The sequence below is a fragment of the Massilia sp. IC2-477 genome, assembly GCF_020707265.1.
Taxonomy (GTDB): Bacteria; Pseudomonadota; Gammaproteobacteria; order Burkholderiales; family Burkholderiaceae_D; genus Telluria.
Map to the genome: position 1 here is coordinate 31032 of NZ_JAJFEQ010000009.1, position 13929 is coordinate 44960.

Here is a 13929-nt window from a genome sequence, read left to right on the forward strand (position 1 = left end):
GCAGAAAAAGAAAGGCCGCACATGTGCGGCCTTTCGTCTTGCTGCTACCACGCGGTCAGAAGCTCGTCTGCAGGCTGAAGCGCAGGTAATCGCGGTCCAGAAGGCTCTGGGTGTCGGGCTTGCCGACGTAATGAATCGCCGAGACGTTGCCGATCCACTTGTTGAGGTAGGTGCCGGTCAGGCCCACGATCACTTCACCGCCCTTGTCCGGGCTGCCGCCGAAGGGGAAGGAGTTGTCGACCATCGACTTGCCCTTGAAAGCCCAGCCGACGTTGACCGGAACGCTCAGGTCTAGGCCTGACAGCGCCTGGTAGAACGTCGGGGTCCAGATCACGCGCATGCCGTAGCTGGTCTTGTTGCGGTCCGTATTGACCTTGGGGGTGCCGACCGGGAAGCGGCCGCCGACCCTGGTGCGAACGTCGTCGATGTCCATCACGTGGTTGGCCGCCAGTTCGCCCACGAGGCTGGAACCGCTCCAGAGCGAGGTCGCGCCCATGATCGCGGTCCAGGACAGGTTCAGGTGCGCGGTACGGCCGGTGACGTAGGTGGGGTCGGCGCCGGTGATGACGGCTTCCTTGACTGCAAGTTGCTGGTTGTTGCGCACCGACACTTCGAGGCCGACGTTGGTGATGCCAACCAGGCGCGAAATGCTGGCGCCGATCGCGGTGACCGGCTTGGTGGGCACGACCAGCCTGTAAGTGCCGGCTGCGGTATTGGTTTCGATGTACTGCGAGCTGTCGACGTAGCGCACCGCATAGAAACCGATGTCGGAATCGAGCGCCGCGCTGCGGGTGTTCAGGGCCAGGCCGGCGCTATTGGTGCCAGGTGCTTCGCTCACGCCGGTGAAGTTCAGGTAGCAGTTGGCGAAGCGCTGCGCCGGCGCGACCGCAGTGCTGCCGCACTGGCGGCCGTTCAGCGCGGGATCGCCGATGAAGAAGCGCTCGGCGCCGTCGCCCAGCATGTCGGTGCTGCTCAGGTAGCTGCCCGAGGGGTGCAGGCGGGTGCGGCGGTACTTCGTCTGGACGAAGGCTTCGACACTGGTGTCGTCGGTGAACTGCAGCGTGCCCGAGATGCGCGGCACGGGCAGGGTGGTCTCCTTGGCCTGCGTGCCCGGGATGCTGAGCTTGTACACGTCGATCGGCGACATGCCCTTTGCGATGCCGTTCATGCCGAAGAACAGGCTGGTGCCCCAGATTAGCGAATGCTGGCCGACGCGATACGACAGGGTCGTGTTGCCGATCTGGTTACTGCCGAAGACGAACAGGTCGAGGAGTTCGCCGTCGCGTCCCGCAACCTCGCGCGTGCCCGGCGTGAATTCGTTGTAGGCGACGGTGCGCCGGTTCGCGGTGCCCGGCGAGTTGTGGTCGTTGCTGCGGTTGTAGACGCCGTCATACCACGCGGCGGCGCTGGCGCGCAGGCCGAAGCCGTCCTTCTGCACGTCGAATTCGGACAGGATGTCGAAGCGGTTCGACACAATGCCCTTCTGCAGGCTGCGGTTGCCATCGTCGAGATTCGGTCCCAGCAGATCGGGGCGCATCGACTCGACGCGGTAGCCGAGGCTGTAACGAAGCGTATTATCCCAGCGGACCGTCCAGTCGCCGCCCGGGTTCAGGTCACCCGCACAGGCCATCGGACTGGCAAAAGTAGCCGCAATCAATATGCCAAGCCGGGCGCGCCGCGCCAGCTCGAAGTTGTAGTTCATATCTCCATCCTTTTTTGGTTTGTTTTGGCGTTCTATGTCATGCCGCAGACCGAACATCGTGTCCTAGCGCAAACGATCTTATTGGAGGAAAGTCGCCATGCCTTTACACAGAAATGAGATTCGCTGGCATTTTTGTGCGGTGCTGGGCGCGAGCGCGAGTGGTGGCTGCGGTCTGCGCCGGTGCCGCGCCGCGCCTGGAAGAGGAAGGGGATGGAAGGGGGAAATACGCGATGGAGCGGACGCCGCCACCGCGTGTGATACGTAGTTAAGGCAGGTACAGCGGCATGGAGTCTTCCCAGCGGCTGTCGGTGAGGAGGCGCTTGTTGGAGCCGTCGGCGTTCATGATGTAGATCTGGCCGTACTGCTGGAAGGTCTGCTCGTACAGCGCGGCCTCGTCCCGGAAGCCGTGCTGCGAGCCGCTCCACATGATGCGGCCGTCGGCACTCCAGACCGCGTGACCGTCGCTCGATGGATGGTCGGTGCAACGGAACAGATTGCTGCCGTCCGGATGGATCGTGTAGACGTCGAAGTTGCCGTCCTCGCGCTTGCGGGTGAAGACGATGCGCTTGCCGTCGGGAGACCAGCCGGGCAGGTTGTCGTAGCCTTCGGTCAGCACGCGCGTCTGGCGGGTCTCCAGGTTGAGGATGCGCAGGCCTTTCTCCTTGGCGCTCCAGACCCGGAACACCACTTCCTTGCCATCAGCCGAATAGCTCGGGAAGCCGGAGTGGATGCTGCCGTCGGTGAGCTGCTCGGCGCCACTGCCGTCGCGCCGTACGCGCCACAGCGCGGCGGTCGCGGTGTTGCGCTCCCCGAACCAATAGCCGAGGCCGAAGACGATCCATTCGCCGTCGGGTGACCAGCACGGCTGGAAGGCGCCGGCCAGGCCCATGCGCACCTTGGCAAGATCGAGGCCGCGGCCTTCGGAATCGAAAACCTTGCGGCGCTCGGAGCCGTCCGGACGCATGATGAACACCGAGCTGTTCCCCAGCTGCTTTTCGGTGTACACGATCCAGCCGTCGCGCGACATCAAGGGGAAGACGTCGATGTGACGGTACTCGAACTTCTTGTCCCAGCTGAACAGCGGCTTGAACAGCGGGCGTACCGGCTTGAACGCCACCTTCTCGTAAATTACCTTGTCGCCAGCTACGAAGCTTGGCGAACGGATGAAGGCCTGTTTCAGGGGAGCACGGCCCGAAGTGTAGTGCAGGCCTTCGTTAGAACCGTACTTGATCAGGTAGCCGATCTCGCTGTTGCTGATGTACTGAGGCTGCAGCTTGAGATCGGTGCCGGTGGTGTGCTCTTCGCGCTTGCCGCTGGCGACGTCCACCGACACGATCTGGGAGTAGGCCTTGTTGATGTAGTTGGGGCGGCGCGCGCCCCAGGTGGCTTCCACGGTCATCTCGTAGAACACGACGCGCTTGCCGTCGGGCGACCACGCGGGCGAGCCGAGGCAGTGGCCGGCTTTCGAGGCCAGCTTGCGCAGACCGCTGCCGTCGGGTCGAATGATGTAGACGCTCAGCTCCTGGGTGTGCTCCCAGCCGTGGCCTTCATCGTGGCCGGTCCACTGCGTGTTGCGGTCGCTGGAAAAAGCGATCCATTTGCCGTCCGGCGACCAGGCCGGGCGGAAGTAACCGTCGGGCATGCCTTCCTTGCCCTTGATTGCGCCAATGCCAGTCAGCTGGCGCGTGCGGCCGGTCTTCATGTCGCGCAGCCAGATGTTGGCCCGATAGCCGTTGGCGGTGGAGACGTAGGCCAGGGTCTTGCCGTCGGGGGAGAGCACGGCCGCATCCTCCATAGCGTCGTTCGCCAGCAGAGGCTCGATGCCGGTTCCGTCGGCGCGTGCCCGGTAGATGTCGGATTGGCCGTCACCGCGGCGCTCGGACGTGAAGAACAGCCATTTGCCATCCTTCGACAGGCTGGCGTTGTATTCGAAGGCGGTATCGGCCAGCAGCTTGCGTTCGTTCGAGCCGTCCAGGTTCGCGATGTATAGCTCCGACACGGATGGGGCGATGCGGTTCATCAGCATCGTGCCCTTCTTGCTAGCCGTCGTGGTGGCTGCGCCTTGTGCGCGAGCCGCGCCGGTCATCGGCAATTGCGTCATGACGGTGGCCGAACCCAACAGACGGAGGACTTTTCTTCGCTCCATTTGATCTCCTAATAATAATTATGAACCCTGCATGGGTCGATAGACGACCTCAGAGAACAGTATGGCTGTTGGGCAAAGGCATGTCCTTAGATAAAAGTGAATTTCGCTGGCACTTTTGCTTGCAAAGGCAGTTTCCGTTGGCCTCCTGCAGTGCACTCAGTAAGCGGGGGCACGCTGTGGTGAGCGCTTTCTTGGAGCGGCAGCGATGTCGGCGCGTCTGGTGTCGGACGCCATGGCGCTGGGCGCAGTATGGCCGCCTGTCGTCTGCCGCGCCCTGCATAAGCATATGGGAGCGAAGCTTGTAAGCATATGCAGCCACGCCAGATATCGTTATGCCAACTTCTTCGTGGCCTATGCAGCATCTGCTTTGTATGATGTTTCGTATCCACAATACACACCAGCGTGGATGAGCGACTGCTGACAGGAGGCATTTTTTTTGGCATTGGTGGCTCGACCGTTTCGCTGGGAAGCAGAGAAGGCTGTGCGTATTCCTTCAAGCGCGCAACCATGACCAGCGATGAGGCCATCGACGCGTGGTATAGGCAAGCCTTGCGCTGAGTTCGATCCGCCACAAGCTGCCCTCGCCAGGGGCGGTATGCAAGCCGGCTTCGGCATGAATTAGTCGGGCACGCTCTTCGATGCCACGCAGGCCCCAGTGGCCCAGCTTGTCGCGAGCCCCCGCTGCTATGCCGATGCCGTCGTCGCGCACGCTCAACACAAGGCTGCGGGTACCATATGCGACCAGTACCTCGTGCCGGCTTGCCCCGGCATGTCGAAATGCGTTGCGCAAGGCTTCACGGCCGATCGCGCACAGCTCCTGTTCGACCACCGGCTGCAGCGGGCGTACCTGTCCCTCCACCCTCAGCGAGAAAACCTGGTGCGGCCCCGCTTCGCGCTCGCCGACCTGGCGCAGGTAGTCAGGCAGGCTGGGTCGGCCGGCCCCAGCGTCGCGCAATGCCACGACCTTGTCGCGCCCTTCGGCGATAGCGGCGTTCGCTTCAAGCACGCTCGTCTGCAGCCGCGTGTGCAGCGGCGAGCCGGCATCCAGGCCGCCCAACGCAGCCCTGAACTCCAGGACAGCACCCTGGAAGTCCTGGAGCAGGCTGTCGTGCAATTCGCGTGCGATGCGCGCCCGCTCTTCCAGCTGCACCTGGTGGTGGCGGTTGAAGCTGCGGATCAGGTAGCGCACACGCAGGCGATACCCAAGCCACAGCAGCGCCAGAGCGGCCAACCCGCAGGCCAGCTTGAACGACCAGGTCTGGCTGAACGTGGGCGCCACGTCGAAAGCGAGCATGCGTTCGCGTTCGCTCCATATCCCGTGCTCATTCATGGCCCGTACCCGGAACCGGTACGCGCCCGGCGCCAGCCCGGTATAGGTAGCGCTTCGCTCGGTACCTGTTTGCCAGGCATCGTCGACCCCGTCGAGCCGGTAACTGAACACGACGCGTTCGGGCTTGCGCAGGGCAGGCGCCGTGAAGTCGATGCGCACCCGTGTCGTCCCGGGGGCGATCCGCGGGGCCGACAAGGGATAGCCGGTCCCGTCACCCACCAGTCCCAGCACCACCACCTGGGGCGCGATCAGGTTCTGCTCACGCCTTGCAGGATCGATCTCGAGGATGCCGCCACTGGTGGCCACCCATAGTTGGTTTCCCACCATCGTCAAGGATGGCTGGTCGGCCGCCGAGCCCACATAGCCGTCCAGCGCATCGAGCAGGGTGGCGCGTAGCGGCGCTCCGTTCTCGCGCGCGCGGCGCCAGTCGGCCGCTTCGACCCGCAACAGGCCGGCGGCGCCGTTCAGCCAGCGGCTACCATCGGCAGCAACCAGTACGCCACTGACATTGCGCAGAGATCCGGGGTTGCCTGAATGTAGTCGGCGAAAGCGCTGTCCGTCCCACACACTCACCCCAGCTTCGCCGCAGACGACCAGTTCCGGGACTGCCGACAGGCAGGTCGGCTGGCCGATCCCGGCCAGTGCGGCCTGGTCGAACTCGATGGTCTTGCGTCCGTTTTCGAACAGGAGCAGGCGGCCGTCGACCAGTCCGCGCCACATCTGTCCCTGCCGGCCTGCGGCACTGAAGGTGAATTCGTCGAACCTCGGCTTGCTCAGGGTTTCCCAGTCGCGCCCATCCCAGACCCGAACCGGCGTGCTGATGCCGCCGAGCCAAAGACGTTCGCCGTCGGTGCGCAGCCAGGCGCCGGGAGGCAGTACGGGCAGGGCGATCCGGTCTTCGCGCCCCGCGCGCCGCCGCCGGATGCCATTTTCCGTCAGCAGCACGACCGTGCCGTCTGCGCTGCGCGCCGCGCCGCGGTATTTGCCCGCCAATTCAGTCATGCGCTGGCTGGCCGGATCGTAATGCCAGGCGCGTTTGCTTTCCGGAGCCACGATCCAGACGCTGCCGTCGGCCTCAGGGGCGATATGGTAGGTGCCGGTGGTAGGCGGCAGCGCTACCGGCATCAAGGCATTCTTGCGAAAACGTTCGAGACCGTTCGGAGTGCCAAGCCAGATATTTCCTTCCCGGTCTTCCAGCACCACGTTCGGAGCGAGCGAGCCGAGCTGCCAGGCTTGGTCAAGGCGGCTGGTCGTGGCGACTTCCACCTCGATGCGCCCTGTACTGCCGGTCCCCGCTTTGGCGGCAAGGCAGACTCCCGCAGGACAGCGCAAGGCCCACAAATTGCCGTCCCGATCGAACAAGCCATAGAAACTTGCCTCGCGTGCAGTGGCATTCGCCGGCCGTTTGATCGTCGGCGCCGGCGTCGGCACCAGGTTGAAGCGGCCGTCTTCGATGGTCCACAGCCTGCCGTCGGGCGACATGGACAGTTTCAGGATCCGAGGCGCTGCCTCGCCATGGCCGGGCGCGGGCAGGGCTGCCCGGACGAAGCGGTGCGTGGTGCGATCGTACCGGAACAGCTCGGTATAGGTCGCGGCCCACAATTGGCCGCCGCCGTCCAGCGCGAGTGCGGGTGTGAACTCGTCGGGATAGCCGTGTGCCGCACCGATGCGCGTCCAGCGCCCCTGTTCCAGCCGCATCAATCCGTTCGAGGTCCCGACCCAGAGCGCACCGTCGATATCGCGCGTCACTGCGTGCACGCGGGTGATCGGGCTGCCCTCGCTGAATTGCGCGAGGTGTTCGAGACGCCCGTCGGCGCGCAGCACGCTCAGGCCCTGGTCTTCGTAGCCGATGTACAGATCGCCGTTGCTTTCCGCCGTGAGCGTGTAGATCCGGTTACTCAGCAGGCGCTCGCCGTTGGCTGCCGAAAACGCATGGAAACGCAGGCCATCGAAACGGTAAAGGCCGTTTGGCGTGCCGAGCCAGAGCCAGCCGTCCGGCGTCTGCGCCAGCTTCTTGACTGGGCCCGGTATGCCGTCCTTGGTGCCCCACACGCTGTGGTGATAGTGTTCCAGCGCCGGAGCGAATGCGGCAGCGCCCTGACTGAACGCCAGTCCTGCCAGCGCAACAACGAAGGCCCGCAGCAAGCAGCGCAGGAGGGCGCTTGCCGCAATAGTGTCGAGGGTGTGCGTCAGGACCTGTCTCATTCATTGCCGCCGGAGTCGATGAGGCATGGATGCAGGCAGCAAGGGCCGCCCCGTATTGACGATAGCAGCAAAATTGCGTTAGTGGAAGTTTTCGCGGGTCTGGCCCGGCTCATCCGCTGCAAGCGCCGCAGCCTGCCGCGCCACGGCTCAAGGACTTCATCTGCTGTATCCGCATGTAGCGCGAGCCGATCAGCACCTCGCGCAAGAAGTAGATGTAGCTGCCGATCAGACAGCCCATGGCGAGCACGAAGCAGCTGGCGATGGTATGGTCCAGCGGTAGGTTGGCAGTATCGCCCAGGAACAGCATGCCGATCACGAGACAGACGAGCAGGCCGCAGGCGGTATTCAGCGTGATCGCGAAGTTGATGAGATGGCCGCGCTGGTGCAGGACCTGGAGCTCGAGCATGCATGTTTCGTCGGGGCCGGGCAGCAGCCTGGCTTCCAGCACCCGCGTCCGGTCGATGATGCGAGCGAGCCGGTTGGTCAGCACCACGAGCATGGTTCCGACACCGGTCAGCAGGAACACCGGCGCAATCGCCAGCTGGATGATGAGGCCGATATCCGCGAGCTGGATGTTCACCTTGCAGCGCCCATGGAGTCGGTATTGCCGCGTGACGGCAGACGGAATCGGGGAGGCATCGCGTTTCTCATGTTTCTCATGTCAGCAATCGTGGCCGTGTATCGGCGGTCGGGAGCTGCATCTCGTGCATGCGCACCCACTGTGCGAACTCACGGGCGGGCAGGGGAGGTGCGACGTAGTAGCCCTGCGCCTCGTCGCAGCCGAAGGCGAGCAGTGCGTCCCAGATCTCGCGGCTGGCCGTTCCTTCCGCCACGACCGCCATGCCGAGATCATGGGCGAGGTCGATCGTCGCCTTGACGATCGCCGCGGCGCGCTTGTCGGACAACATGTTGCTGGTGAATCCGTGGTCGATCTTGATCACGTTCACCGGCAGCATCGTGAGATAGTTGAGGGACGAGTAACCGGTGCCGAAGTCGTCGATGTAGAGCTGAAAGCCCAGGCGGCTGAGCGTGTTCAGTTCCGCGATCGAGGCGCCGGGATTGACGATCAGGCTGCTTTCGGTGATCTCCAGTCCGATCCAGTCGGGCGTACCGCCGCAATCCGCCAGCAGTGCCTGCAAGTCGTCGGCCAGCCCGCCTCCGGTGAGGTTGCGGGTGGACAGGTTGACCGCGATCGGCAGCGACAATCCTTCGCGTCTCCAGGCCTGCGCCTGGCGCACGGATTCCTGCAGCATGTGCCTAGTCAACGCGTGAATCAGTTCGCTCGATTCGATGAGGGGCACGAACTCCGACGGCGGCACCATGCCCCGCTCCGGATGCCGCCAGCGGACCAGCGCTTCGGCGCCAAGTACCGCGCCGGTCGTCATCGATACCTTGGGCTGGCAGTACAACTCGATCTGGCCGTCGCTGATCGCATTGCGGAACTGTCCGAGCAGGGCCAGGCGGGCCGGATCGTAGGGGTCTTCGGCCGGCGAGTAGACCATGCAGTTCAGCCCGTTCTGGCGCGCCTGGTACACCGCGACGTCGGCCTTGCGCAGCAGTTCGGTGAGCTCGCGTGCGTGGAGGGGCGCCACGGCCGTGCCGACGGTTGCGCCGATGTCGTACTGTACGCCGGCGATCGCAAAGGTCGTCTCGAAGGCGCCGGCAATGATGCTCGCGATCCGTGCGGCATCCTGTGCCTGCCTGCCCTGCAGGATGACACTGAACTGGGCATTGCCGGTGCGGGACAGGTGGGCATCCGTGTCGAGCAGGCCGGCAATGCGACGTGCCACATCGCGCAGCAGGGTGTCCGCATTCACGTGCCCGAGGGTCAGGTTGATCTGCCGGAAGTAGGGCAGTTCGACGATCAGGAGTGCAAGCGGCATGGCTGGACCTCCGTCGCCGAGCAGGGTCGCGAGCCGCTTTCGCATCGCGACCCGATTCGGCAGGCCGGTCGTGTCGTCGAAGAAGGCCAGGCGCTGGATTTCCTGCTGCGCGCGGCGGATCTCGGTAATGTCCTGGATGACGCCGACCATGCGCTGCGGCCGGCCGGCTGCGTCGGTCGTCACATCGGCCAGCGAATGGACATGGCGGACGTCGTCCTCGCCGTGGACCACCCGGTACTGGCAGTTGTAGCGTTCGCCCGGCACGCTGAATGCCCGGTCGCGCGCCGCGACGACGCGCGCGAGGTCGTCGGGGTGGATGCGCCGGTTCAGATCGTCAAGCCGGATCGGGAGGCTGTCCTGGTGCATGCTGAAGATGCGATAGGCTTCGGGCGAGCTGGTCTCGACGATGCCGGTATGGACGTCCGCAACCCAGGTGCCGAGATGGGCGATTTCTTGCGCGTGTTCGAGGTCGCAACGTGCCTGCAGCAGCTGGTCGTGCAGGCGGCGCTGCTCGGTAATGTCGACGGTCGCGCAGGCGAACCAGGTGCGCTCGTAACTGTCGCCGGCCACCCGGTGTCCACACACGCGCAGCACATGGCTGCTGCCGTCCTGCCAGGGTGTCCTGAGTTCGAGTGCGAAGCTGGTGCCGGACAGTACGCATCGCTCGAAGGCATCGAGCAGAAGCTCGCGTTCGTCGGGGTGGATGCGCTCGACCAGCGCAGCGATCGAAGGCTCGACCGCGCCATCTTGCAGCCCGAGGTTGCGATATTGCTGCGCCGACCAGCTGACCTTGCCGTCTGTCAGGTTGAGGATGGTGCATCCGAGGCCGGTGATCTCCTGCGAGATCGCCAGGATGTCCTGCAGGTGCGCCAGGCGGGCTGCGGCATCGCAGGGTGCCTTCTCGATCCCTGGAGCGCTGATCGCCTCGCGTTTAGCGGCGACCTCATGTCTTGTTGCTGACGGTGGATGCAGCATGATCGTTCCCCTGCAGTTGACGGTCTCGGCGACTTCACTATTGTTCTTCCGAGCAGCTGTGTCGAGTAAATATGTGTGAGGACTCGTTTCCCTTCCCTTGATCGCTTCTCAAAATTCATTAGGACTCCTTGACATTTTTCGGAGCTGTGCTATCCTGTCGTTCATGGACATCAAACCTGAAACTCCCTGGGACAGCACGCCGGACATTTCGGCGCGCATCGTGACCGCCATCGGCCGCATCGCCACCGTGCTGCGTTCGGGGATGTGGGAGGTGTCGACCGGCGAAGGTCTGAATCCGGCGCAGGCGGAGATCCTGCAACTGCTGCAGCACCGGACCCGCGGCGTGCGCCTGACCTGGCTTGCCAGGCAGCTGTCGATCTCGGCCGCGAGCGCCAGCGATTCGGTTGCAGCGCTGGTGTCGAAAGGACTGATACGCAAGGCCCGGGCCGAAGACGACGGCCGCGCCACCGCCTTGCACCTGACCCCGGAAGGCGAACAGGTCGTCCAGCGCCTGGCGCATGCATTGTCGTTTGCCGATTCGGCCGCCTCCAGGCTGGCGCCGGCGCAGCAGGTACAGATGCTCACCGGCCTGTTCAAATTGATTGCAGAATTGCAGAAGACAGATCGCTTCCCGGAATTGCGTGCCTGCCTGTCGTGCCGGCATTTTGAGCCGAACAAATATCCGGCCCAGGAGGTGCCGCATCATTGTGCGCTGGTGAATGCGCCGCTGCCGATCTCCTTCCTGCGCATCGATTGCGCCGAACACGAGCCGACCGACCCGGTTAGCCAGCGTCGCAATTGGGAGGCATTTGCATGAGCATTTTTTTTGGCAGTAATAGTTAGGCCTCCTATTTTTGGGTGACGCGGCCGCACCCTTGACCGGCCGCAAAACTGAAGGAGCACACCATGTCCCGTATCGAACTCGTCAATCCTGCCACCACCCAAGGCGAAGCCGCCAAGCTGCTGGACCAGATCCACGGCGCCTTCGGCGGCGTCCCGAACATGTTCCGCGCCGTGGCCAATTCCCCGGCCGCGCTGAAGAGCATGTGGGGCGCGTTCGGCGCGCTGGGCGGCGGCACGCTGGATGCGCGCCTCGGCGAACAGATCGCCGTGGCGATCGCCGACCGCAACGACTGCGAATACTGCCTCGCCGCGCACACGGCGCTTGGCCGCAAGGCTGGCGCTACCGCCCAGGAAATGGCTGCGGCACAAGCCGGTGAGTCGAGCGATCCCAAAACCGCGGCAGCCCTGCAATTCGCCGTCGCGGTGGTGGAGAAGCGTGCCCAGCTTGCCGATACCGACCTTGCCGCACTGCGGGCCGCCGGCTTCGACGACGGCGAGATCGTCGAGATCATGGCGCACGTGGCGCTAAACCTGTTCACCAATTACGTGAACGTGGCCTTCGCCGTGCCGGTCGATTTCCCCGGCGTGAAGTTGCGCGCAAAATGAACGCCCCGACCCTGCATCCCGCTCCGGAATTCGAGGTCTCGGGTTGGCTGAATGCGGCCGGCCCGGTGAGCCTGGCTTCGCTGCGTGGCCGCGTGGTGGCCGTCTACGCTTTCCAGATGCTGTGTCCTGGCTGCGTCGCCCATGCGCTGCCACAGGCCAAGCAGCTTGGGCAGCACTTCGGACGCAATGAACTGGCGGTGCTCGGCCTGCATACCGTGTTCGAGCACCACGAGGCCATGAACGAAGCTGCGCTGGCCGCGTTCCTCCACGAGTACCGGATCGAGTTTCCGGTCGGTGTGGATCGTCCCGGGGAAGACGGCCCGATTCCGCGGACGATGGAGCGCTACCGGATGCGCGGTACGCCGACACTGCTCCTGTTCGACCGCCAGGGCGTGCTGCGTCACAGCCTGTTCGGGCACCTGCCGGACCTGCAGGTGGGCGCCCTGATCGGGCGCCTGCTGGCCGAGCCGGAGCCGGGCGAAGCATGCGATGACGGCGGCTGCCGCATCCCGGGCGGGAGCTGAGCATGCACGGCTCCCGATTGCATTGGAGCCCTGCCGGAGACGCCACCGCCGGCGCCACCGGCGCCGGCGCGGCGCCCCAGGTCCTGGCGCGCCGCATCGATGCGCTGTTGACGGGGCGCGCGCGACCCGTGGCCAGTATCGGCGACGCCCCCGTCCTCAGCGCCATCGGCAAGCGCGCCCGCCAGGGTGCGCTCTGGCTCTCGCGCGACGGGCTGGAAGGAGACGAGCAGGGCGACCGGACCTATCATGGCGGACCGGACAAGGCGCTGCACCATTACCCGGCCGGCCACTACGCGCTGTGGCGCTTGTGGTTCCCGGACGCCCCCGTGGCGCTGGCGGCCGGCGCCTTCGGTGAAAACATCTCCACGCACGGCTTGACGGAACGGGACGTCCACATCGGCGACGTGTTCCGGGCCGGCACCACGCTGCTGCAGGTGAGCCAGGCGCGCCAGCCCTGCTTCAAGCTGAACCTGCGCCTCGGGCACGAGAACGCCGCACTGACCATGCAGACTTCCGGCCGCACCGGCTGGTACTACCGCGTGCTCCACGAAGGCTGGCTGGCATCGGGGGATCGACTGGAACTGGTGGCGCGGCCGCAGCCCGGCTGGCCGCTGGCGCGCCTGATCGCGGCGCTGTATCCGGCCAATCCGGATGCCGCCTGGCTGGCCGAGGAATGGCGGCTGGCGGCCGCGCTGCCGGAACTGGCCGTGCGCTGGCGCTCGGCTTTCGAGCGGCGCCTGCACACCGGCGCGATCGAAGACTGGCGCATGCGCCTGTATGGGCCCGACGGCCTGAGTGGCTTGCCGGCCGGGCCGAACTGAGTTAGTCACCTCATTGTTGGGCGCCGGTGCGGAGGGGCGGCGGCCGCGATCCAGCATGGTCCATGTCTGTTGTGGACGCCGCGCTGCACGGGACCAGTTCCGGGAGCGCCACCGGCGCTTGCGCAGCCGTGAGGCCGTCCTGTAGATAGATGGACAGGCCAAGCATCGCGGCGGAGACGCCTGTCGCGTACAGCAATTGGTTGGATGTCTTCACTGGATACTCCCGCTGTTCTGTCGCCGCAGGCTCCGGTGCCCGGCGTACTGCTCCAGTATAGGAAGGCCTGCCCGGCAACCCGCATTAACTTCGGTGAACCGGCATGCGGCCCGCGCGGCGCGACAGTTCTTCACATCGATTCACGCACGGGCCCGGCTACCCCTGTCTACACTGGTGTCATGGCCCGGCAGCCCGCCGTACCGGCGCGGGGTCTTTCCCTATCTTGGTGGAGACGACATGAAAAGCCATCAGCTGTCCGACCCGGCACCCGTCCTGCCCGGTCTGCTTATCCCAGGGTCCGAAAAGATCGGCGTGCGGCTCATCAGGGTGACCGAAGGCCGCTGGCGCATCTCCGCCATCGTGCGCTCGTTCTCGGCGGTCGACCGGGTGCTCATGGAATGGTCGAACCGCAGCGGCGGCCAGCTGGAGTGCCAGTTCGAAATCACCTATAGCGATGGCTATCAGATCAGCGGCGACTACCGTTTCAAGCGCAAGGGCACGCGGCGGCCGGCACTGACACGCCATGTGCAGGCAAGCGCACGTGCCCTGTGCCAGGGGAACGGCGACATCAACAAGGTACGCGGCCTGACAGCGCGCGCGCTGGATTTCCTGGAACGCTACGAAACCGATGACGCCTGCGCGGCTTGAACGATCCGCCTCAGGCCAGCCTCCGGAAGAGG

At 65.0% G+C, this 13929-nt stretch carries 10 protein-coding genes; 5 read left to right on the plus strand and 5 right to left on the minus strand.

What is annotated here, in order from left to right; translation table 11 throughout:
- Window positions 1-55 precede the first annotated feature (55 nt).
- The 5 genes from LK542_RS18125 to LK542_RS18145 form a co-directional block, all read right to left on the minus strand.
- On the minus strand, window positions 56-1702 hold the full coding sequence (locus LK542_RS18125) for a DUF1302 domain-containing protein (RefSeq protein WP_227812994.1): 1647 nt from the start codon (window positions 1700-1702) through the stop codon (window positions 56-58).
- Between the two features lie 265 nt (window positions 1703-1967).
- A complete protein-coding gene (locus LK542_RS18130; RefSeq protein ID WP_227812995.1) occupies window positions 1968-3848 on the minus strand; it encodes a hypothetical protein in 1881 nt (626 codons plus the stop codon).
- 493 nt (window positions 3849-4341) lie between these two features.
- Window positions 4342-7383, minus strand: a complete 3042-nt coding sequence (locus tag LK542_RS18135; protein WP_227812996.1) for a sensor histidine kinase — start codon at window positions 7381-7383, stop codon at window positions 4342-4344.
- Between the two features lie 109 nt (window positions 7384-7492).
- Window positions 7493-7963, minus strand: coding sequence for a DUF2721 domain-containing protein (locus LK542_RS18140; RefSeq protein ID WP_227812997.1), 471 nt, complete (start codon window positions 7961-7963; stop codon window positions 7493-7495).
- A 76-nt stretch (window positions 7964-8039) separates the two neighbouring features.
- Window positions 8040-10241, minus strand: a complete 2202-nt coding sequence (locus LK542_RS18145) for a bifunctional diguanylate cyclase/phosphodiesterase (RefSeq protein ID WP_227812998.1) — start codon at window positions 10239-10241, stop codon at window positions 8040-8042.
- Between the two features lie 163 nt (window positions 10242-10404).
- Here LK542_RS18145 and LK542_RS18150 point away from each other — a divergent pair, with 163 nt between their 5' ends.
- From LK542_RS18150 to LK542_RS18170, 5 genes are all read left to right on the plus strand, one after another.
- Window positions 10405-11058 (plus strand): MarR family winged helix-turn-helix transcriptional regulator, encoded by a 654-nt coding sequence (locus LK542_RS18150; protein ID WP_227812999.1) that lies wholly within the window; start codon window positions 10405-10407, stop codon window positions 11056-11058.
- An 89-nt stretch (window positions 11059-11147) separates the two neighbouring features.
- Window positions 11148-11690 (plus strand): carboxymuconolactone decarboxylase family protein, encoded by a 543-nt coding sequence (locus LK542_RS18155; RefSeq protein WP_227813000.1) that lies wholly within the window; start codon window positions 11148-11150, stop codon window positions 11688-11690.
- The gene (locus tag LK542_RS18160) at window positions 11687-12214 is read left to right on the plus strand and encodes a redoxin domain-containing protein (RefSeq protein WP_227813001.1); all 528 of its coding nucleotides are present in this window, start codon (window positions 11687-11689) and stop codon (window positions 12212-12214) included. The genes LK542_RS18155 and LK542_RS18160 overlap by 4 nt, the downstream gene beginning before the upstream one ends.
- A gap of 2 nt (window positions 12215-12216) precedes the next feature.
- Window positions 12217-13035 carry an MOSC domain-containing protein gene (locus LK542_RS18165; RefSeq protein WP_227813002.1) on the plus strand — a complete coding sequence of 273 codons (819 nt, stop codon included), beginning with the start codon at window positions 12217-12219 and terminating at the stop codon, window positions 13033-13035.
- 451 nt (window positions 13036-13486) lie between these two features.
- Complete coding sequence (locus LK542_RS18170; RefSeq protein WP_227813003.1) at window positions 13487-13897, plus strand: hypothetical protein; 411 nt, start codon at window positions 13487-13489, stop codon at window positions 13895-13897.
- Window positions 13898-13929 lie beyond the last annotated feature (32 nt).

What these genes read in the sequence shown, in the direction of transcription:
- LK542_RS18125 (WP_227812994.1), bottom strand. Translation starts at nt 1,702, where the DNA reads ATGAACTACAACTTCGAGCTGGCGCGGCGCGCCCGGCTTGGCATATTG.
- LK542_RS18130 (WP_227812995.1), bottom strand. Translation starts at nt 3,848, where the DNA reads ATGGAGCGAAGAAAAGTCCTCCGTCTGTTGGGTTCGGCCACCGTCATG.
- LK542_RS18135 (WP_227812996.1), bottom strand. Translation starts at nt 7,383, where the DNA reads ATGAGACAGGTCCTGACGCACACCCTCGACACTATTGCGGCAAGCGCC.
- LK542_RS18145 (WP_227812998.1), bottom strand. Translation starts at nt 10,241, where the DNA reads ATGCTGCATCCACCGTCAGCAACAAGACATGAGGTCGCCGCTAAACGC.
- LK542_RS18150 (WP_227812999.1), top strand. Translation starts at nt 10,405, where the DNA reads ATGGACATCAAACCTGAAACTCCCTGGGACAGCACGCCGGACATTTCG.
- LK542_RS18155 (WP_227813000.1), top strand. Translation starts at nt 11,148, where the DNA reads ATGTCCCGTATCGAACTCGTCAATCCTGCCACCACCCAAGGCGAAGCC.
- LK542_RS18160 (WP_227813001.1), top strand. Translation starts at nt 11,687, where the DNA reads ATGAACGCCCCGACCCTGCATCCCGCTCCGGAATTCGAGGTCTCGGGT.
- LK542_RS18165 (WP_227813002.1), top strand. Translation starts at nt 12,217, where the DNA reads ATGCACGGCTCCCGATTGCATTGGAGCCCTGCCGGAGACGCCACCGCC.
- LK542_RS18170 (WP_227813003.1), top strand. Translation starts at nt 13,487, where the DNA reads ATGAAAAGCCATCAGCTGTCCGACCCGGCACCCGTCCTGCCCGGTCTG.